The following is a 20084-nucleotide window of genomic DNA, read 5'->3' on the forward strand; positions in this document are numbered from 1 at the left end:
GGGTGGCATCGGCGCGGGGATCACGACGGGCTCGGGGTCGGGCCCGGGGGCGGGCGCGGGCGTGGCCGCGGACCCGAACGGAGGCACGTGCGCGCGTGTGCCCACCGTGTCGGGGCTTGCCGCGGCCAGGGGTGCGGGCACTCCCGCAGGCCCGGCCGTCGCAGCGGTCGCGGGTGCCGCCTGCCCGTTCACCGCAGCGATCGCGGGAGGTCCCGCCTGCCCGGTCGGCAGAAGAGGCGCGAGTGCGCCTGCCTGCCCGGTCCGTACGGCAGGCGTGAGTGCGTCCGCCTGCCCAGTCGGCGCAAGAGGCGTGGCCGCGCCCGCCTGCCCGACCACCGCCACAGACGCGACCGCTCCGGCAGGCCCAGCCGACGCCACGGCCGTGAGCGCCCCGGCGGGCTCGGCCGTCCCCACCGGCCGATCCACCGGCCGACCTACCGGACGGCCCACCGGCCGATCCACCGGCCGACCCACCGGCGGGGCCGCCGCGGTGGCCGCCGACGCGCCCGTCCCCAGGACCGCTCCCGCGCCCGCGTTCCCGACGGCTTCCGCTGCCGCGCCCGCCTCCACCGCCCCGCCCTTCGACAGCAGCACCACGCCCCGCGCCGCGACGAGGGAGGCGGTGGCCGCGACGAGCCAGCCCCAGGCGCCGGCCCGGAAGGTCTCGCCGAGGAGGGCCACGCCGATGACGGCGGCCGCGGCCGGGTTGGAGAGGTTGACGACGGCCAGGGGGGCGGCGAGGCCGCCGCGGTAGGCGGCCTGGGAGAGGAGGAGGCCGCCCGTGGCGAAGGCCGAGATGAGGACGGCGAGCAGGGCGGTCTGCCACCAGACGGGCTCGTCGCCGGGGAGTTCGAGCGCGAGCGCGGCGGTGAGGGTCTGGGTGAGGGCGGAGGCGACGCCCGAGGCGATCCCGGAGGCCGTGGCGTGGCCGAGGCCGCGCCCGGTCCGGCCGCCGGTGGCGGACGCGCCGCGTCCGGTGAGCCGGCCCGAGGCGAGGGTGGCTATCAGGAGCGCGGTCGCCGCCGCGACGGCCAGGGACTCCCGCAGGCTGAGCGCCTCGCCGGGCGCCGTCGGGCCGGTCACGGCGACCAGGCCGACGAGTCCGCCGAGGGTCCACAGGGCCCCGCGCCACTCGGTCCTGGTGACCCGCCGGTGCGCGAGGTGCGCGCCCAGCGGCAGCGCCGCGACGAGGGTGAGCGCGCCGAGCGGCTGGACCAGGGTGAGGGGCCCGTAGTGGAGGGCGGCGACGTGGGCGAGCGCGCCTGCGGCGTTGAGGCCGACGGCCGCCCACCACTGGCCGCGGGCGAGCAGGGCGCGCAGCGCGCCGCGCCCGTCGTCGGCGGCGGGGGAGGCGGCGGCGAGCCGGGACTGGGCGACGGCGGCGAGCGCGTACCCGGCGGCGGAGACGAGGGAGAGGAGCACCGCGAGCACGGTGCCGGCGGCGGGGCTCATCGGAGGGCTCCGGCGGGGAGGGCGGTCGCGCCGAGTGCGCGGCCCACCGGCGGCGGGGGTGCGGTGCGGCTGCGGCCGGGGGCGCGGACGGCGAGGAGCGCGAGGCCGAGGAGTACGGCGGCGGCGAGCGCGTCGAACCAGTAGTGGTTGGCGGTGCCGACGATGACGAGCAGGGTGAGCAGCGGGTGCAGCAGCCACAGGCCGCGCCAGCGGGACCGGGTGGCGGCGATGAGGCCGATCGCGACCATCAGCGCCCAGCCGAAGTGCAGCGACGGCATGGCGGCGAACTGGTTCGCCATCGAGTCGGTCTCGGGCGTCGCGCCGTAGACGGAGGGGCCGTAGATCCGGGCGGTGTCGACGAGCCCGGTCGCGGCGAGCATCCGGGGCGGGGCGAGCGGCATCAGGAGGTGGAGGGCGAGCGCCGCGCCGGTGACGAGCGCGAGGACGCGGCGCGACCACACGTAGTGGGCGGGGCGGCGCCAGTACAGCCAGGCGAGGAAGGCGATGGTGGCCGGGAAGTGCACGGCCGCGTAGTACGTGTTGGCGGCCTTGATCAGCGGTTCGCCGTGCAGCAGCAGCTGCTGGATCGTTTCCTCGCCCGGCAGGTGGATCGCGCGCTCGGCGTCCCAGACGCGGTCGGCGTTCCGGAAGGCGCGGGCCTCGTGGCCGTTGGCGAAGAGCCGGCCGAACTTGTAGACGAGGAAGAGCGCGGTGACGAGCAGGAGCTCCCGCAGCAGCGGGGGCCTGGCCGGGCCGGGGGTGGGTGTCGTCCCCCGTCCTGCAGGACGTGGTCCTCGTATCCCGCTCAACCCGGCAGCCATCGTGCGGCCCTCTAATCCGTCAAATCGGCAACAAACGCAGTGAGCCTAGATCCGATTTCATCGAGACGCAAGCGTCTCGATACGTTTGCGTCTCGATTGTGCACCCCCTACTCTCGTATGTGCAGAGACAGAGGTGTCCAGGAGGGATCGATGTCCACTCAGGCCGCGAGCGCCGCCGCCCGTCGCAGCAAGATCACGCCGGAGCGCGAGACCGAGCTGTACGACGCCGTCCTCTGCCTCCTCCGCGAGGGCGGCTACGACTCGGTGACCATGGAGGGCGTCGCCGCCCGCACCAAGTGCGGCAAGGCCACCCTCTACCGGCAGTGGGGCACGAAACCGCGGCTCGTCACCGCCGCGCTCGCTCAGCGGCGCTGCACCGTCTTCGCCGGCATCGACACCGGCAGCCTCGCCGAGGACCTCCGCGAGGCCGCCCGCATCGCCGCCTCCCACCGCGAGCGCGACGCCGAGCTCATGGAGGCCGTCACCCAGGCCTTCGTTCAGCACCCCGACCTGCGGGCGGCGCTCCGCGAGACCGTCATCGCCCCCGAGGTCGCCGCCATCGACGCCGTCGTGGCCCGTGCCGTCGAACGCGGCGAGGTCGCCGCCGACAACCCGGCCATCGCCTTCGTCGCGCCCTGTTTCATGGGCATGCTCCGCGTCGAGCGGGTCTTCGAGGACCGCTTCCCCGACGTCTCCACCATGCGGACCTTCGTCGACGCCGTCCTCCTTCCGGCACTGCGCGTCGCCGGCTGAGCCCGCGCGCGGTCCGGCACCCTGGCACCATGGCCGCAAGCACCCCCACCGTCCGCGTCCGCCGCATCTACGACACGCCGTCACCCGACGACGGCGTACGCGTCCTCGTCGACCGCCTCTGGCCGCGCGGGCTCCGCAAGACCGACGCCCACATCGACGAATGGCCCAAGGCGCTCACCCCCTCCACCGAGCTCCGCCACTGGTACCACGGCCCCGACGGCGCGTACGAGGAGTTCTGCCGCCGCTACGAGGCCGAACTCGCCGCCCCCGACGCCGCCACCGCCCTCGACCGCCTCAGGGAGATCGCCGCCCGCGAGACCGTCACCCTCCTCACGGCCACCAAGGACCCCGCCCTCAGCCACACCTCCGTGCTCCGGCGAGAACTCGAACACCCCGGCCCGTAGGTCCCCTCCGGAAAGCCCTGCCCGGCTCGGCGCCACCCACCGGACACCTGCGAACCCTCCCGGGGCCCTCCCCGGCGCCCTCCGCGGCCGTACGTGCGCTCAGGCGACGCCCCGGCGCAGGCGGGGCGCCTCGGCGACGGGGTCGACGCCCACGGACCGCCCGCCCGCGGCGGATTCGGCCTCCCCCGCGCCCGCCGCGCCATCCGCGTCCGCCGCGCCACTCGCGCGACCCGCGTCCGCCGCGCCACCCGCCTCCGTGCGCTCGGCCAGATCCCGACCCCACGTGACGAGTCCGTCGGCGTCGATCCCGTACGCGGCGGCCGCCGGGGCCGCGTCCACGAGACGGTCGGCGCCCCGGCGCAGCAGCCGGGCACCGCCCGCCGTGTTCCCGCGGGCGGCGTGCGTCAGGCCCACGGCGAGCTGTGCGAGGCCCTGCCACAGGTCGCGTTCCGCCTCCGGGCCCGACTTCCAGGCGTCCTCGAAGACCTCGTGGGCGTGGAACGGCATCCCCGCGTCCAGCAGCCGCTGCGCCTCGCTCAAGGTCTCGGCCGGTGCCCGCACGACCCCCTCGGGCTGTCGCGGCACGCCCTCCGCGCCGTACGGCAGGGGCCGCCCGAGCCCGTCGCGGGGGCGCCCGCTCCGGGCCCTGCCCTCCGCGTCGCGATCCCTGCCGCCCTCATTCGCTGTCCGGTTCACCCGCCCATTGTCGCCCCTGCGGCGATCAGGGACGCTAGGCTCGACGGTCCAGTACCAGGCCTGGTCCGCGGAGGTCACGCGCGGGCCGCACCAGGCCGCAAGTTCGTGTGGGGGAGTGAGTCGCCGGTGCCGTCGGAAGCCGAACAGCCGCCGTCCGCAAGGCCGTTCACGGACATCGCCGTGCCGCACCCCGCCCGGTCGGAGCGGCGCGTGCCGCGTCCCGCCGGACTGGACCTCGTCGCGCCGCACCCCGCAGGGCCGGAGCCGGACGGGCTGCTGGAGCGCGACCCGGAACTCACCGCGGCGGCGCACGCCGTCGACGCGCTCGTCGCCGGAGCGGCGGCGGGCGGTCCCGGGCGCGGCGGCATACTCGTCTTCCGGGGCGAGCCGGGCATCGGGAAGACGACACTCCTCGCCGCGATCCACCGCATCGCCCGGGACCGCTGCACGGTGCTGACCGCCCGGGGCGGCGAGACCCTCGTCTCGGTCCCCTTCCACCTCACCCGGCAACTGCTCCAGCCGGCCCTCGACGGCTTCGGGCCGGAGGACGTGCGCGGCCTGTTCGGCGACCACCACGACCTCCTGGCGCCCGCGCTCGGCATCGCCGCGCCGCTCTCGCCGTCGGCGGCCCCCGCGGACCCGCAGGGTGTGCGGGACGGCCTGGCCGGGCTCGTCGGCCGCCTCGCCGAACGGCTGCGGGACCGGCCGCTGCTGCTGCTCGTGGACGACGCGCAGTGGGCCGACGCCGAGTCCCTGGCCTGGCTCGACGCCTTCACCCGCGACGGACAGGACCGGCGGCTTCCCGTGCTCGTCGTCCTCGCCCACCGTCCGCCCGCGCAGAACCCCGACCGGCCCGGCGCGGCGGCGACGCTCGCGGCACTCGCCGACCGCGCGGTCCTGACCTTCGGCCTGCACGCCCTCACACTGGGGGCCACCGCCGCGCTCGCCCGCGACATGCTCGGCGGTCACGCGGACGAACCGTTCTGCCGCGAGCTCTGGACCGTGACCTCCGGCAACCCGTACGAGACGGTCGAACTCCTCGCCAAGGCCCGCGACCGGATGCTCGAACCCGTCGCCGGCTCCGCCGCACTCCTCCGCGACCTCGGCGCGGGCGCCCGTGGCGGCGGCCTCGTCGCCCGCCTCGAAGAACTCGGCACCGGCCCGACCCGCCTCGCCTGGGCGATAGCCGTCCTCGGCACGGACAGCACACCGCACCTCCTCACGGCCCTCACCGGCATGAAGCCGGCGGAGGTCGCCGAGGACACGGCCCTCCTCCGCCGAGCGAGGATCATCACTCCGTCACCCACGTCGCCCGCATCCCCCGCGTCGCCGTCGGCGGAGGGCAGCGGACCCGCCGGTCCGTCGCCGCTCACCCCCGTCGGGGGCGCGCCCGAAACCCCGCTGGAGTTCGCGCACCCCCTCATCGCGACCGCCGTGTACGGCTCGGTGCCGACGGCCGTGCGGACGGCGCTGCACGGGCGCGCCGCGTGGGCGCTCGAAGGGGCGGGGCACGGGCCCGCCGCCGTCTCCCGGCACCTCCTGGAGGTGCATCCCGACGAGGACGAGGAGGTCGTCGGCCGACTGCGGGCGGCGGCCGCCGAGCACCTCGCCGTCGGAGCGCCCGACGCCGCGCGCCGCTGCCTGGAGCGGGCGCTCACGGAGCCGCCGCGCCCGGAGACGTACGCGAGGGTGCTGTACGAGCTCGGCTGCGCGTCGCTGCTGACGTCGCCGGCGGCCACCGTCCGGCACCTGCGGTCCGCGCTGGACCTGCCGGGCCTCGACGACGCGCTCCGGATCGACGCCACCTACCGGCTCGCCCAGGCCCTCGCCCACAACAACCAGCTCCAGGACGCCGCGCGGGCGGTCGCCGCCGAGGCGCTCCGGACCCCGCCCGGCACCGGGCGACGGCGGCTGCAGGCCGCACACTTCATGTTCGAGGGGTTCCAGGCCGCGGAGGAGGACGGTCCGGGCCGCTCGGGCCGCCTCGCGGAGCTCACGGCGGGATTCACCGGCGCCGACAACTCCGAGCGGGCGCTGATCGGCGTGCGGGGCTTCGACGCGATGCTCCGGGGCGAGCCCGCCGCCGAGGTGGTACGGCTCTGCGACCGCGCGCTCGTCGACGGCGTGCCGGCCAGGGGGCTGGGCTGGACCGACGTGACCTGGGGCTTCGAGATCCCGGCGCTCACGGGCATCGCGTACGTCTTCGCGGATCGGCCCGACCGCGGTGAGGCCCTCTTCACCGAGGCCGTCCGCGCCTTCGAGATCTCGGGCTGGAGCGGCGCCCACCTGGCCTTCGCCCACACGCTCCTGGGGCTGGTCCACCGGCGCCGGGGCCAGCTGGTGCGAGCCCAGCGGCACTTGGAGGAGGGGCTCCGGCTGGCCGACCGCGTGGGCGGCGGGCTCCCCGTCCACTGGGACACCGCCTGCCTGCTCGTCGACACGCTCCTCGCCCGCGGCCGCACGGCCGAGGCGCGGGCCGTCGCCGACCGCTACGCCTTCGGGCCGCCCTGGCCCGGCGCGATCGTGCTCCCGGACGGCCCCAGCGTGCTCGGCAGGCTGCTCCTGGCCGAGGGCCGTCGCGAGGAGGCCGTCGACACCCTCGAAGCGGCCGCCGAGGCCCTCACCGTCCGCGGCCGGCACCACGTCGTCTGGGCGCCCTGGCCCTTCGACCTCGCCCGCGCCGTCGCCCCCACCGACCCGGACCGCGCCGCCCGCATCGCCGCCGAGTCCCACGCCCACGCGGAACGCCTCGGCACCCCCACCGCCCTCGGCGAAGCACTCCGCTGCCTCGCCCTCTTCGCCGACCCGCCGGAGTCCGTCCGCCTCCTCACCCAGGCCGTCGCCCACCTCACGGACTCCCCCTCCCGCTACGAGGAAGCCCGCGCCCGCCTCGACCTCGCCCGCGCCACCGGTTCCCCCGACGCCCTCGCCCACGCGACCGCCCTCGCCGCCACCTGCGGCGCCGATCCCGCGCCGCCGAGCCCGTGACTACCCGTGCGTCATCCCACCCCCCGGAGTGAGGTAATGTTTTCCCTGCACGCCGACGCAGGGAAAACCCCGCAGAGACGCGCATCGGGACGTGGCGCAGCTTGGTAGCGCACTTGACTGGGGGTCAAGGGGTCGCAGGTTCAAATCCTGTCGTCCCGACTTGAAAGAGTCGCAGGTCAGAGGCCGTTTCAGAGCAATCTGAAACGGCCTCTGACTCGTTTTTGGGGACCACTTGGGGACCAACTCGCCTTGACCGAGTCAGCGGGCGACCACGATCGGGCTCGGCAGGGACCGGGGCGCGCGGAGCACGCTGAGGTGTGCCGAGAGCGTGGCGCCGGCGGCGGTGATCTTGTGCACGTCGGGGTGCAGGTACCGCTGGGTGGTGGTGAGCGATCCGTGGCCGGCGATCTTGCGGAGGACGTGCACCTGGACCCCGACGTCGGCGAACCAGGTGAGTCCGGTGTGCCGGAGGTCGTGGCGACGCAGGTGCGCGTAGCCGAGCTTCCGAGCGTACGAGCCCATCCGCGCCGCCGGCTGCCCGCCGCTGCGCATGCCAAGCTCGACGACCAGCTGAACGAGCCCGCGTCGACGGCGGCCAGATCACCGCGCACTTCGCCGACGGCATCACCGCCACCGCCGACGACATCAACTCCGTCGTCCGCGCCGAGTGCCTGCAGCACGTGCAGATCATGGACAGCGGAGTCTGCCAGGCCAACGGCAAAGGCCCTGCTCAACCACCAAACCCATGCCCTCTTCCCCCAGGCCATGCTCAACGTCTTCACGCAATGACGGAACTCCAGCCCCGTTGCGAAGTCCATCGAACTGGACGAGGCGGAGGGCTGTCCAAGCGCTACGTCGTCCAGGGGAGGGCCAGACAGCGTACTCCGATCGCGGGGGCGATGGTGGCGGCCTAGCGTGGAGCAGCCGCACAAGCATCACCGGCTCCTTCGTCGGGGTTGGTGGGATGGAGAGCTGGAATGGCGCAGCCGTCGTGGAGTGAGTACCGGCCGGGGCAGCGGTTCCCGGGAGTGATCGGTAGGACGACAGATGAGTCGAGTCCGGCGTGGCCGCAGCCGGTGCGGGGCGAGGCGGGTGCGCCGAACGTGTTGTTCCTCGTGTTCGATGACACCGGGTTCGGGCAGTTGGGCTGTTATGGCAGTCCGATCGAGACGCCGAACCTGGACGCGCTGGCCGCAGGTGGGTTGCTCTACAGCAATATGCACACCACCGCGTTGTGCTCGCCGTCGCGGTCCTGCATCATGACGGGCCGCAACCACCATGCCAACGGCATGGCGGCGATCACGGAGCTGGCCACCGGCTATCCGGGCTACAACGGGCAGATCCCGTTCGAGAACGGGTTCCTGTCGGAGATGCTGCTGCAGCAGGGCTACAACACGTACATGGTCGGCAAGTGGCACCTGATGCCCTCGGAGCAGGAGTCGGCGGCGGGCCCGTACGACCGGTGGCCGCTGGGGCGGGGCTTCGAGCGGTTCTACGGGTTCCTGGGCGGCGACACCAGCCAGTGGTATCCGGACCTCGTCTACGACAACCACCAGGTCGAGCCGCCGGCCACGCCGGAGGAGGGCTATCACCTGACGGAGGACCTCGTCGAGCGGGCGATGTCGTTCATCGCCGACGCCAAGCAGGTCGCCCCGGACAAGCCGTTCTTCCTGAACCTGTCCCTCGGTGCGACGCATGCCCCGCACCATGCGCCGAAGGAGTGGGCCGACCGCTACCGGGGACGCTTCGACGACGGCTGGGACGCCTACCGAGAGCAGACCTTCGCCCGGCAGAAGGAGCTCGGCGTGGTGCCCACGGACGCCCGCCTGTCCCCGCGCGATCCGGACGTGCCCGCGTGGGAGTCGCTCGCGCCGGACGCGCGGCGGCTTGCCTCGCGGCTGATGGAGGTCTACGCGGGCTTCCTCTCCCACGCCGACCACCACCTCGGCCGGCTGTTGGACTTCCTGAAGGAGACCGGCGAGTTCGACAACACCTTGATCATGGTGGTCTCCGACAACGGAGCGAGTGCCGAGGGCGGGGTGACGGGCACCACCAACGAGATGCAGTTCTTCAACAACGCGCCCGAGACGCTCGAGGAGAGCCTGGCGCGCATCGACGAGCTCGGCGGCCCGGCCACCTTCAACCACTACCCGTGGGGATGGACGTGGGCGGGCAACACACCGTTCCGCCGATGGAAGCGGGAGACCTACCGCGGAGGCGTCAGCGACCCGTTCCTCGTCCACTGGCCCGACGGTATCCGGGCCCGCGGTGAGATCCGCGACCAGTTCGCGCACATCATCGACATGGTCCCCACCGTCCTGGACGTGCTCGGCATCGAGGCGCCCACGACCATTCGGGGCGTCACCCAGGCGCCCCTGCACGGCGTCAGCTTCGCTCACACCTTCGACGACGCCGGTGCGCCGAGCCTCCACCGCACCCAGTACTACGAGATGCTGGGACACCGGGCCATCGACCACGACGGGTGGCGGGCGGTCTGCGCCTGGCCCGGCCCCTCCCTCGCGGAGGCCGGGCGGCCCTTCGGCACTCCGATCACCATGACGGACCTCGACGATCTCGACGCTCACCACTGGGAGCTGTACCACGTCGACCAGGACGTCGCCGAGACCAGGAACCTCGCCCAGGAGCACCGCAGCAAGCTGATCGAGATGATCGCCCTGTGGTACGTGGAGGCCGGCAAGTACAACGTGCTGCCGATCGACGGCAGCGTCCTGCAGAGGCTGATGACCGAGCGCCCGCAGATCACCCAGGACCGCACCAGCTACACCTTCCGCCCGGGTACTCAGGTCCTGCCGGCCGCGGTTGCGCCCCGGGTCCTCAACCGCCCGCACAGCATCACCGCCGACGTCGAGATCCCGCCCGGCGGAGCCGAGGGCGTCCTGCTCTGCCAGGGCACCAACGCCGGCGGCTGGTCCTTCTACGTCAAGGACGGCCACCTGCACTACGCCCACAACTACGTTCAGCGGGCCCTGCACCACGTGGTCTCCAGCGAGGCCCTTCCAGAGGGGCGGCACGCGCTGCGTTTCGAGTTCGAGCCCACCGGGGCCCCGGACCTTTCCCAGGGCAGAGGTGCTGCCGGCCTTGCCCAGCTGTACGTCGACGGCCGCCTCGTCGGACAGATCGACATGCCGGTCACCACCCCGATCGCCTTCAATCCGGGCGGCGTGCTCTGCGGCGCCAACCCCGGTTCTGCCGTCACCCCCGACTACCGGGCGCCGTTCCGCTTCACCGGCATCCTGCACGGCGTCACCGTCGACCTGTCCGGCGACCTCATCGTCGACGCCGAGAGCGAGATGCGCATGCACATGGCCCGCCAGTAAGCCGCCCCCCTACGAAGCGCTCGTGCAGGTGACAGGGCGCACGCATGAACGGGTATTCGGTCGTCACTTGTCGGATGTCCTCCCGGACAGCCGCAACGACCTCAACGCGAACGGCGCGCAACCGTGAAGCAGCGCCGCTGCGGGTGGTGGCTGACAGTCTCTACCGGCCCACTCCGGAGCAGAGCCAAGCCGCGGTGGACGACGGCTTGGCTCTGCAGCCCAACCCCGTCCGCATGCAGGGCGGACAGGCGATGCCAGCAGTCTGCGAGGGCCGTGGCGCTGCCCGCGGGCGGTGGGGGTTCGTCCCACGAGGGCTGCCTCTCTGGTCTCGCGACCGAAGGCGGCGCGCACCGCGCTTGGGGACCGCTTGGGGACCACTCGCCTTGACTGGCCAGCGGGCGACCACGATCAGGGCAGCCGCTTCCTGACCGAGTGGGTGACCTCGCAGGGGATGACGGGCTGCGACTGGACGGCATGTTCCGGTCTGTCGCACCGGGACTCGCCCCTGCCCGGGAAGCCGTGGCATCGGGCAGGGGCGAAGGGTTCACATGCCGAGGTGGGCGCGGATCGCCGACACCAGTTCGGCGACGCCGTGCTCCTTCAGGACGCTGTAGTGGTCGCCGTCCAGGTCGACCGTCGTGGGGGGAGCTGCGGAGTAGCCGGAGCGGCCCTCGATGAACGAGTAGTCGTCCCCCGAGGCCTTGAAGATGGTCACCGGGCTGTTCAGGCGTCGTTCGGCCAGCTCGCGGAAGCTGTACTCGAACTCGTACGTCTCTCCGACGATCCGGGTGATCCTGCGGATCAGCTGCTCGTCCAGGGCCGGGAGCAGGTCGTGGACGAACGACACGAAGCTGTCCTCGTCCTGCGCTGTCTTGAGGCACCGCGCCAGCTCGGGCCCGTTGACGGCCCCGGCGAAGACGGAGAACAGGATCGTGACGTACGCCGGATTGCGGTACGAGGCCTCCCGTCCGTGGCGGGGGCCGTCGGCCTCGCGGACCTTCGGGTTCCCGGGGCAGATCAGCAGCAGGTTCTCCACCCGCTCGCCGGCCTGCTCCAGCTGCCAGGCCGCCTCGAACGCGACCCGGGCACCGAAGGAGTACCCCCACAGCGTGTACGGCCCCTCGGGCTGCTGCCGCCGGATCTCCGTCACGTCGGCGTGGGCCATCTCCCGGATCGTCGGGTAGGGCGTCTCTCCGGCGTTGATGCCGTGGGCCTGCACGCCGTAGAACGGCCGACCGAGACCCGACTCCCTCCCCAGGAGGCGAAGGTTCATCGGGTACCCGCCCAGGCCCGGCCAGCAGAACACCGGGCTGCCGGCGCCCTCGGCGTGCAGCGGGACCAGCCGGGAGGACGGCGCGCCGGCACCGCTCTCGATCCGGGCCGCCAGATCGGCCAGCTTCGGGTGCTCGAAGACGACCTGCAGCGGCAGCTGCGTACCGAACTCCCTGTTGATCCGGTTGACGAGCGCGACCGCGCTCAGCGAGTTCCCGCCGGAGGCGAAGAACTGGTCCTCCACCGAAACGTTCTCGTACTTCAGGGCCTTGCCCCACGCCTCGGCGAGCCATCGTTCGGCCCGGGTCGAGGGTGCCACGTACGGGCTGCCGCTGTCGGCCGACCTCACCTCCTCGGAGGCGGCCAGGGCCTTGCCGTCGACCTTCCCGTTCGCGGTCAGCGGGAGTTCGTCCAGCACCAGAACGCGGCTCGGGATCATGTAGTCGGGCAGGAGCCCGGCCAGCTCGTCCCTGATGATCTCCGCAGGGCCCTTCATGTGGACCGAGTCCTCGTACATGCCCTCGCTGAGGATCTGCTCCTCGCTGACCCTGCCGCCGAGGAAGAAGTACGACGCGCCTGACCCGGTCCCACAGGAGGCCAGGATGTCGTCCATGCGCCGCGCCGCCGGCAGCGGATGGCCGGTCTTCGAGCTGTAGCCCGAGGACATGAATCCCAGGTTCAGACCGAGGCCGTTGCGCTGTAGATGGTGCAGCTTCGTTCCCAGGTCGACGTACTCGAGCCACGCCTCGTCCGCCCGGCTGACCGCGGTGATGCCGAAGCTCGCCCGCTCGTACACCTTCTGGTTGATGGCGATCACATGCTTGCGCAGCACCAGGTCGTCCGACATTCGCTCCAACTCGCCGTCCGCGTAGCGGTACTGGCCCGTCGGCAGTCCTTCCACCCGGTCGGCGTGGGCCTGCACGTAGATCTCGGTGGAGTCCCGCCGGGGTGACCCGTCGCCGGGACGGATCGCGAACGTGCCCAGGTAGAAGTCGTCGTCCGCGACGTCCAGAAGGTCCTTGACGGACGGGAGGAAGGCCAGGGGGCTGATGTCCAGCCCGTACTCGGGCAGCACCTCCTCGAACAGGCCCACCATGTGTCCGGCCTCGAACTCCAGCACTTCCTGGATGTTGTTCTTGTAGACCGGCTCGATCGCCCGCTTCTTACCGGCGAAGTGCACCGAGAGAGAGGCCCCGGAGCCGCTCGCGGCCGGGCCGATCCGCACCAGGGCGTGGTCCACGGGATGGTAGTAGTACACCCCGGAATCCAGGCCCTGGAGGCCGCCGGTCTCCAGATACAGCTGGGTCGCGTACAGCGCGCCGGGGGAAGCGTAGGCGTACTTCGGCAGCAGCCGCTCGTCGCTCCGGAACCGCCCGAACCACCGCAGCATCTCGCCGAGTTCGGCGAACGTCACCTCATCGAGGCCGCGGGAGGAGTCATCGATCTGCCGCGGGGCGAGAAGCCCCAGTACGTCGGCCCGGGTGACGCTCCCGCCCTCGTAGAAGCGGTAGGTCTTGCGGGCGAAGGTCTCCCGCCGCTGCCGCGGGGACTCCTGCCCACCGGGCAGCTCCACCACCGGTCTGTCGTGCAGCTCCTCGGGGTCCCTCAGGCCCGGGTCGGACAGCTGGGCCTTCACCTGCAGCTTGCTGGCCTTGGACTGGTGATGACCGCCGTGGTTCCCCTGGTCCATCAGAGCTGCTTCCTTCGGGTTCAGCTCGATGCACGCGACCAGGTTCTGGAAGCCGGTCCTCGTGTCGTCGGTGACGACGGCCGCGGCTCGCCTCACCCAGGTGTGCTCCTCGATGGCCAGGGCGATCTCGTCGAGTTCGACGCGGTAGCCGCGCAGCTTGATCTGGTTGTCGGTCCGGCCGGAGAACTGGATGGTGCCGTCCGGGTTCCAGTACGCCAGGTCGCCGGTCCTGTACAGCCGTTCCGTCGGTACGAACGGGGAGGGGACGAACCGTTCCCGCGTCCGGTCGGGCCGGTGCAGGTAGCCGCGCGCCAGCTGGACGCCGCCGATGTACAGCTCGCCGGTCTCTCCGATGTCGACCGGCGCCAGGTTCTCGTCGAGGATGAAGCACTGGGTGTTGTCGACGGGCACGCCGATCGGGATCGTGCCGGCGCCTTCGCCGATCTCGTCCGGGTCGACCAGGTAGGCGGTCGCGTTGATGGTGCACTCGGTCGGCCCGTACAGGTTCACCAGGGATGCCCACGGAACCTCGTCGGCGAAGGTCCGTGCGAGCTGCCGTGAGAGTGCCTCGCCGCCGGAGAACACCCGTCTGAGCGTGGTGCACCGGTGGAAATCCTCGGTGTCAAGGAGTGCTTGGAGCAGGGTGGGCACGCACTGGAGCGTGGTCACCTCGTGCTTCACGATCGTCTCGCTCAGTGCCTGGGGGTCCCGGTAGCTGCCCGGAGCGCCCATGACGACCCGGCTGCCCATCGCAGGGGCCAGGATCTCCCACTGTGCCGCGTCGAAACTCATCGGCGTCTTCTGCAGCACCGTGGTGCCCTTGCCCACATGTCCGCAGGCGTGCATCCAGCGCATCTGGGACGTGATGCTGCGGTGCTCGATCATCACGCCCTTCGGCCGGCCCGTGCTGCCTGAGGTGTAGATGACGTACGCCAGCGCGTCCGGCCGGGGAGGCGCCGGACTCGCTTCGCCGCCGTGCCCTTCCGGACGGGCCTCCGCGTCGGCCAGGGTGACGACCCGCGTCCCGGAGGGGGCGAGCTCGGCCAGGCGGTCGGCCAGGTGGTCCTGGGTGACGATGACGCCGGTTCGGCTGTCCTCGATCATGTAGCGCAGCCGGTCCTCGGGGTACTCCGGGGACAGCGGCAGGTAGGCCGCCCCGGCTAGCAGGATGCCCCACGCGCCGGTCATCAGGTCCAGGGACGGCTCGACGTACAGACCGACGCAGTCGTCCGCGCCCACACCGAGTCGGCGCAGGGAGGCGGCCAGCCGACTGCCCGCCTGTTCGAGTTCCCGGTAGGTGAGGCTCTGGTCGTCGCAGGCGACCGCGATGGCCTCGGGCTGCGCTTCCGCCTGCTCCCTGAGGAGGTCGGTCAGGCAGCTGCCCAGACGGGCGGTATGTATTCGTGCGGTGAGCGGTGCGGTGTTCACGGATTCTCCTTGCCGGCTGATTCGCGATGACGAGGCGGAAGCGACGGGCTCTGAGGGGGAGCGTTGGTCCTCGGCTTCTGCCGGGGCTGGGCGAGTACGACGGCGACGACGACGGCCATGGCGCCGACCGCCTGAAGCAGCGACAGCTTCTGGTCCAGGAACACGTATCCGAGGAGCGTCGCGGCCAGGGGGCTGGCGAAGCCCAGGACCGACACCGCCAGCGCGGGCAGCCGTCCGATGCCCCGGAACCAGATCGCGTAGGCGAACAGGGCCCCGATCACGCTCAGGTACGCGAACCCGGCGATGTTCGGGCCCGTGATGTTGCCGGGCAGGCCTTCGGCGACCAAGGTGACCGGCGCCAGAACAAGGCCTCCTACGGTCAACTGCCAGCCGGTGAACGTCAGGACGCCCACGCCCTCGGGACGGCCCCAGCGTTTGGTGAGCACGATGCCGGAAGCCATGCTGACCGCACCCGCCAGCCCGGCGAAGACGCCGACGGCGTCCAGACCCGCCTGCGGTTTCAGGACCAGCAGCGCCACGCCCGACACGCCGAGCACGCACGCTGCCAGCTGCATCGGCTGGATCCGATCCTTCAGCAGCAGGGCCCCCAGTAGCAGCACCAACATCGGCTGAACCGCGACCACCAGGGCTGCAACGCCGCCGGGGAGGTGGTAGGCGGCCACGAACAGCAGGTAGAAGAAGGCGCCGATGTTCAGCACACCCAGCACCAAGGCGCGCCACCACCACACGCCACGCGGCAGTGCGCGCCCGATCGTGAGCAGCACAAGCCCTGCAGGCAGAGCCCGAACAGTGGAGGCCAGCAACGGTCTGTCGGGTGGCAGCAGCTCCGTCGTCACCAGGTAGGTACTGCCCCAGACCGCCGGAGCCAGCGCGGTCAAGGCCGAGTCGAACGCCAGCCCGTTGCCTTTCACTCGACACTCCGGACGAGTGCGCACGGGACGGATAAGGCGACAGGGCAGATGGCGGGCTGTACTGATCCGAGCACGATGAGTTCTCCGATGTGGGCAGGGCTGTGCGCTGAAGAGGCAGCGTGGTGAGGGCGTGGGTGTCGGGAGCGGCTGACGTGTGGTGTCGTCGCGCCCGAGCCGGGTGAGGAGCCGAGGAGCGGGGGCTTGGGGAAGGCGCGGGAAGCCTGGAGAGGCGTGGCGCCGCTGGTCCTCGCGCGTCGACGGGGTGGGGCATGTCCGAGGACAGGCCCCTTCGGGGCCGCTACGTCTTGACGAGCAGCGTCACCGCGCCGGCGCCGAGGCCCACCACGACGCTGGCGACTGCCGGGCGCATGCCACCGCCGAGTTCGGTCACGCCCGTGATCACCGCGAAGAGCTTGGCCGGGCTGTAGCCGACCTGGCCGAGGAACGCGGCGGTTCCGTCGAGGCCGCCACCCCCGAACCAGCCGAACAGCTTCTGTGCGCCGTGGGCGACCAGAAGCAGCCCGACCGTGAGGCGCAGCGCCAGCAGGCCTATGTCCTGGCCTCTCGTGGTCGCCTGAGTGCTCGTCACCGGCGGGTCGATCGTGGAGGTGCTCGTCTGGGTACGCATGGGAGGCGTGTCCGATCAGGGTAGGGGGAGCAGGGGGATCGTGCCGAAGGGGTGTGGCCTGCGGTACCGCGCACGCTCGGCATGCACGACACGCCCTCGGCACGGGGTAGGTCGCGTGCGCAGGACTGTGCGCCACCGCCTGGGGGGTGAAGAGGCGGCGGAGGGCGGAAGCGAGGCGTACACCGAGGTAAGCCCGGCTCTCTCTATTTCGCTTGGGACTGTCGAAGCCCGCGATACGACCTACCGGTCGGAAGGGGCGGCTCACCCGGCCCGACTGACGGCCCGGGGCGGCGGGGCGGAGTCTCGGGGCGGGCCCATGAGTCGCGGTGGGCGCCGTCCGTGTTCGCCAGGTGGCGGACGCGGCGAGATTCCGCGAGGCCGTCGGCTTCTCGGTCGCATGCGAATCCGTGAACAGCTTTTCGGCTGCCGGAGTCGACACAGCCCGTTCGCGGCAGCCGTCCGTCGCTCATCGGCTGTCTGCTGCCGGCGCTGCCCGGTGCTTGCGTCAGCCGGTGCTTGCGTCAGCCGGTCCTTGCGGTGACGGCCGACGACGTGACTGCAGCTGTGGGAGACCCTTGGAACATCAGCACCCGCAACGTGGCGCCCTGCTCGGCGCCGACGAAGTCCTGCGGCGCCGCTATGGCCGGAGCGAGCGGGCTGGGGGCGGTGGGCTGTGCCACTGCGGACCTCCTTGGGGAACACGCGTCCCGTTCGATGGAGCATGTGCGACGACACAGGGTCTGACTCACCAACAGCCGCCACTCCGTAGAAGCAGCGGCCTTGGCACACAGTGGCGCGACCGTGCCGGGATCTCACCGGGCTTCCGCACGCCGTCGCTTGACGTCGAGAAGGTACCTCGCGGCACTTCTTTTCAGTCAGGGCGCACGGGAGCGCCGTTGATCACATTCATGACAGGCATGCGCCCCCACGCTCCCTTCCTGCGATGCACGCGCCAGGTAAAGGGAGAGGAGTAACGGATGGCCGTCCGGGGGGTCCGTGCGGGTTCGGGGCAACTCCTCTGTTCTACGGTCGAGTTGATGTGTTCTGACCTATGTTCTAGGGGTCCGTAGTGGTTCACGGTTCGCCCCAGGAGGTCCGATTGCAGTCCAGACGCGTCCGCGCTCTCGCCGGAGCGTTCCGACGCCCCCCTCTGCTCGTCGCCTGCGCGCTCGGCTCGGTGCTCGTGGGGCTGACCCCGTGGCTGGGAGTGGCGAGCACGGGGCCGGGCGGCCACGGCCCGACGGCGAGGCCGACGCCGGGGATCCTCGGCACGCACGCGGCGAAGGCGTCGCCGCACCACGGGGTGGCCCCGGCGAACGCGATGGAGCCGACGGCTCCGGTGCTCGACCGGACCGGCTGGACCGCCACGGCGAGCGACGAGGAGACGGTCGGCGAGAACGGCCGGGCGGCCAACGTCCTCGACGGGAACACGGCCACCATCTGGCACAGCAAGTGGACGGGCACCCCGGCCCCGCTGCCGCACGGCATCACCGTCGACATGCACCGGACGACGGTGGTCTCGGCGCTCGTCTACCGGCCCCGCGCCACCGGGGTCAACGGGCGCGTCGGTGAGTACAGCATCAGCGTGAGCACCGACGGCCGGAGCTGGGGCAGTCCGGTCGCCACGGGCACGCTCGCGGACGACGGCGGCGCCAAGACGCTCGGATTCGCCCCGCAGGGCGCGCGGTTCGTCCGGCTCACCGCCCTCACCGAGGCCGGCCGGCGCGGCCCGTGGACCTCGGCCGCGGAGATCGACCTGCTCGGCGATCCGGGAACCCCGGCGGCCACCGTCGACCTGCCCCGGACCGGATGGACGGCCACGGCGAGCGACGAGGAGACCGCCAAGGAGAACGGCCGCGCGGCCAACGTCCTCGACGGCGACGCCGCCACCATCTGGCACAGCAGGTGGTCCGCGACCCCGGCCCCGCTGCTGCACAGCATCACCATCGACATGCACCGCACGGCGCCCGTCTCCGCGCTGGTGTACCAGCCCCGCAAGGACGGCGTGAACGGGCGCGCGGGCGCGTACACCGTCACCACCAGCACCGACGGCACCACCTTCGGCGCACCGGTCTCCGCCGGCACCTGGCGCGACGACGACACCGTCAAGACCGCCACCTTCACCCGCACCGGCAACGCCCGCTACATACGGCTGACCGTGACCCGCGAGGCCGGCAACCGCGGGCCCTGGACCTCCGCCGCCGAGATACGCCTGAGCGGACCGGCCGCCCCGGCCGTCCACGGCACCTGGAGCCGGATCACCGGCTTCCCCCTGGTGCCGGTGGCCACCGCCGTCCTGCCGGGCGACAAGCTGCTGGCCTGGTCGGCGTACGCGCTCGACCGCTTCGGCGGCAGCAACGGCTACACCCAGACCGCGATCCTGGACCTGAAGACGGGCAAGGTCACCCAGCGCCGCGTCGACAACACCGGTCACGACATGTTCTGCCCGGGCATAGCGATGCTCGCCGACGGCCGGGTCCTCGTCACCGGCGGCAGCAACGCGGAGAAGGCGAGCATCTACGACCCGGCCACCGATTCCTGGTCGGCGACCAGCGACATGAACACCGCCCGCGGCTACCAGGCCATGACCCTGCTCTCCACCGGCGAGGCCTTCGTCCTCGGCGGATCCTGGAGCGGCGCCACGGGCGACAAGGCCGGCGAGGTCTGGTCCCCGGACACCCGCACCTGGCGCAAGCTCCCCGGTGTCCCCGCAGCCCCGGCCCTGACGGCCGACCCCCGCGGCCCCTACCGCGCCGACAACCACATGTGGCTGTACGCCACTTCGGGCGGCAAGGTGCTCCAGCTGGGTCCGAGCAAGCAGATGAACTGGATCACGACCGGCGGGACCGGGAGCATCACCTCCGCCGGGCCCCGGGCCGACAGCCAGGACGCCATGACCGGCAACGCCGTCCCGTACGACATCGGCAAGCTGCTCACCCTCGGCGGCTCGCCCGCCTACGAGAACACGCCCGCCACCTGGCGCGCGTACACCGTGAGCATCGACGGCGACCAGGTCCGGTCCGAGCGCACGGGCGACATGGGCAACGCCCGCGCCTTCGGCAACAGCGTCGTCCTGCCCGACGGCAAGGTCGCCGTGTTCGGCGGCCAGGCGTACCCCGTGCCGTTCAGCGACGCCACGTCCGTACTGACCCCCGAACTGTGGGACCCGGCGACCGGACGCTTCACCCCGCTCGCCACCATGGCCATTCCGCGCAACTACCACAGCGTGGCCAACCTGCTGCCCGACGGGCGGATCTTCTCCGGCGGCGGCGGCCTGTGCGGTGACTGCGCCACCAACCACGCCGACGGGGCCGTGTTCACACCGCCGTACCTGCTCAACGCGGACGGCACGCCCAAGCCGCGTCCCGTCATCACCGGCGGCGTACCGCCCCGTGCCGCCGCCGGCGCTTCGCTCACCGTCGCCACCGAGGGTCCGGTCGCCTCCTTCGTCCTGATGCGGGCCGCCGCCGCGACCCACTCCACGGACAACGACCAGCGCCGGGTCCCGCTGGCCTCCACGGCCGCCGGCACCGGCACGTACACGGTGTCCATCCCCGCCGACAAGGGCGTGGTCCTGCCGGGCACCTACATGCTCTTCGCCCTGGACGCCCAGGGGGTGCCGAGCATCGCCCGGTTCATCACCGTCTCCTGACGGCACGACAGCGGCGCCCGTCACCGGCAG

12 protein-coding genes, 1 tRNA gene, 1 pseudogene and 1 riboswitch are annotated in these 20084 nt (G+C 72.3%); of the genes and pseudogenes, 6 read left to right on the forward strand and 8 right to left on the reverse strand.

Annotated elements, in window-relative coordinates; genetic code table 11:
- Window positions 1-462: 462 nt before the first annotated feature.
- Together ACFCY7_RS15425 and ACFCY7_RS15430 are read right to left on the reverse strand one after the other, a co-directional pair.
- Window positions 463-1452: pseudogene (locus tag ACFCY7_RS15425) on the reverse strand (DMT family transporter); the annotation flags it as partial.
- The gene (locus ACFCY7_RS15430; RefSeq protein ID WP_376485021.1) at window positions 1449-2273 is read right to left on the reverse strand and encodes a phosphatase PAP2 family protein; all 825 of its coding nucleotides are present in this window, start codon (window positions 2271-2273) and stop codon (window positions 1449-1451) included. The gene ACFCY7_RS15430 and the pseudogene ACFCY7_RS15425, both read right to left, overlap by 4 nt.
- A 150-nt stretch (window positions 2274-2423) precedes the next feature.
- On the opposite strand from ACFCY7_RS15430, the gene ACFCY7_RS15435 reads away from it, so the two are divergent.
- Both ACFCY7_RS15435 and ACFCY7_RS15440 read left to right on the forward strand, forming a co-directional pair.
- The gene (locus ACFCY7_RS15435; protein ID WP_376485023.1) at window positions 2424-3026 is read left to right on the forward strand and encodes a TetR/AcrR family transcriptional regulator C-terminal ligand-binding domain-containing protein; all 603 of its coding nucleotides are present in this window, start codon (window positions 2424-2426) and stop codon (window positions 3024-3026) included.
- A gap of 29 nt (window positions 3027-3055) precedes the next feature.
- Complete coding sequence (locus ACFCY7_RS15440; protein ID WP_376485026.1) at window positions 3056-3430, forward strand: DUF488 domain-containing protein; 375 nt, start codon at window positions 3056-3058, stop codon at window positions 3428-3430.
- A 99-nt stretch (window positions 3431-3529) separates the two neighbouring features.
- Here ACFCY7_RS15440 and ACFCY7_RS15445 read toward each other — a convergent pair whose 3' ends face one another.
- Window positions 3530-4126 carry a DUF309 domain-containing protein gene (locus ACFCY7_RS15445; protein WP_376485029.1) on the reverse strand — a complete coding sequence of 199 codons (597 nt, stop codon included), beginning with the start codon at window positions 4124-4126 and terminating at the stop codon, window positions 3530-3532.
- A gap of 273 nt (window positions 4127-4399) precedes the next feature.
- Here ACFCY7_RS15445 and ACFCY7_RS15450 point away from each other — a divergent pair, with 273 nt between their 5' ends.
- Window positions 4400-7114 carry an AAA family ATPase gene (locus ACFCY7_RS15450; RefSeq protein ID WP_376485050.1) on the forward strand — a complete coding sequence of 905 codons (2715 nt, stop codon included), beginning with the start codon at window positions 4400-4402 and terminating at the stop codon, window positions 7112-7114.
- Window positions 7115-7199: 85 nt separating this feature from the next.
- Window positions 7200-7273: transfer RNA gene (locus ACFCY7_RS15455), tRNA-Pro, on the forward strand.
- 99 nt (window positions 7274-7372) lie between these two features.
- Here the strand turns inward: ACFCY7_RS15455 and ACFCY7_RS15460 are convergent.
- Window positions 7373-7684 carry a site-specific integrase gene (locus tag ACFCY7_RS15460; protein ID WP_376485053.1) on the reverse strand — a complete coding sequence of 104 codons (312 nt, stop codon included), beginning with the start codon at window positions 7682-7684 and terminating at the stop codon, window positions 7373-7375.
- 407 nt (window positions 7685-8091) lie between these two features.
- Between ACFCY7_RS15460 and ACFCY7_RS15465 the strand changes: the two genes are divergently transcribed.
- The gene (locus ACFCY7_RS15465; protein ID WP_376485032.1) at window positions 8092-10452 is read left to right on the forward strand and encodes an arylsulfatase; all 2361 of its coding nucleotides are present in this window, start codon (window positions 8092-8094) and stop codon (window positions 10450-10452) included.
- 544 nt (window positions 10453-10996) lie between these two features.
- Here ACFCY7_RS15465 and ACFCY7_RS15470 read toward each other — a convergent pair.
- From ACFCY7_RS15470 to ACFCY7_RS15485, 4 genes are all read right to left on the reverse strand, one after another.
- Window positions 10997-14842, reverse strand: coding sequence for an amino acid adenylation domain-containing protein (locus ACFCY7_RS15470; RefSeq protein ID WP_376485034.1), 3846 nt, complete (start codon window positions 14840-14842; stop codon window positions 10997-10999).
- On the reverse strand, window positions 14839-15774 hold the full coding sequence (locus ACFCY7_RS15475) for an EamA family transporter (protein ID WP_376485037.1): 936 nt from the start codon (window positions 15772-15774) through the stop codon (window positions 14839-14841). The genes ACFCY7_RS15470 and ACFCY7_RS15475 overlap by 4 nt, the downstream gene beginning before the upstream one ends.
- 298 nt (window positions 15775-16072) lie before the next feature.
- Window positions 16073-16402, reverse strand: a complete 330-nt coding sequence (locus ACFCY7_RS15480) for a DoxX family protein (RefSeq protein WP_376485040.1) — start codon at window positions 16400-16402, stop codon at window positions 16073-16075.
- A gap of 521 nt (window positions 16403-16923) precedes the next feature.
- Window positions 16924-17082, reverse strand: a complete 159-nt coding sequence (locus ACFCY7_RS15485; protein ID WP_376485042.1) for a hypothetical protein — start codon at window positions 17080-17082, stop codon at window positions 16924-16926.
- Window positions 17083-17140: 58 nt separating this feature from the next.
- Window positions 17141-17227: riboswitch (cobalamin riboswitch) on the reverse strand.
- Between the two features lie 274 nt (window positions 17228-17501).
- Between ACFCY7_RS15485 and ACFCY7_RS15490 the strand changes: the two genes are divergently transcribed.
- On the forward strand, window positions 17502-20054 hold the full coding sequence (locus ACFCY7_RS15490; protein WP_376485044.1) for a discoidin domain-containing protein: 2553 nt from the start codon (window positions 17502-17504) through the stop codon (window positions 20052-20054).
- Window positions 20055-20084: the final 30 nt, after the last annotated feature.

This window comes from Streptomyces sp. NPDC056361 (assembly GCF_042262805.1).
GTDB lineage: Bacteria > Actinomycetota > Actinomycetes > Streptomycetales > Streptomycetaceae > Streptomyces.

Bases quoted from the DNA above. Each gene is read 5' to 3' on its own strand.
- ACFCY7_RS15440 (WP_376485026.1), top strand. From the start codon at position 3,056: ATGGCCGCAAGCACCCCCACCGTCCGCGTCCGCCGCATCTACGACACG.
- ACFCY7_RS15465 (WP_376485032.1), top strand. From the start codon at position 8,092: ATGGCGCAGCCGTCGTGGAGTGAGTACCGGCCGGGGCAGCGGTTCCCG.
- ACFCY7_RS15435 (WP_376485023.1), top strand. From the start codon at position 2,424: ATGTCCACTCAGGCCGCGAGCGCCGCCGCCCGTCGCAGCAAGATCACG.
- ACFCY7_RS15480 (WP_376485040.1), bottom strand. From the start codon at position 16,402: ATGCGTACCCAGACGAGCACCTCCACGATCGACCCGCCGGTGACGAGC.
- ACFCY7_RS15430 (WP_376485021.1), bottom strand. From the start codon at position 2,273: ATGGCTGCCGGGTTGAGCGGGATACGAGGACCACGTCCTGCAGGACGG.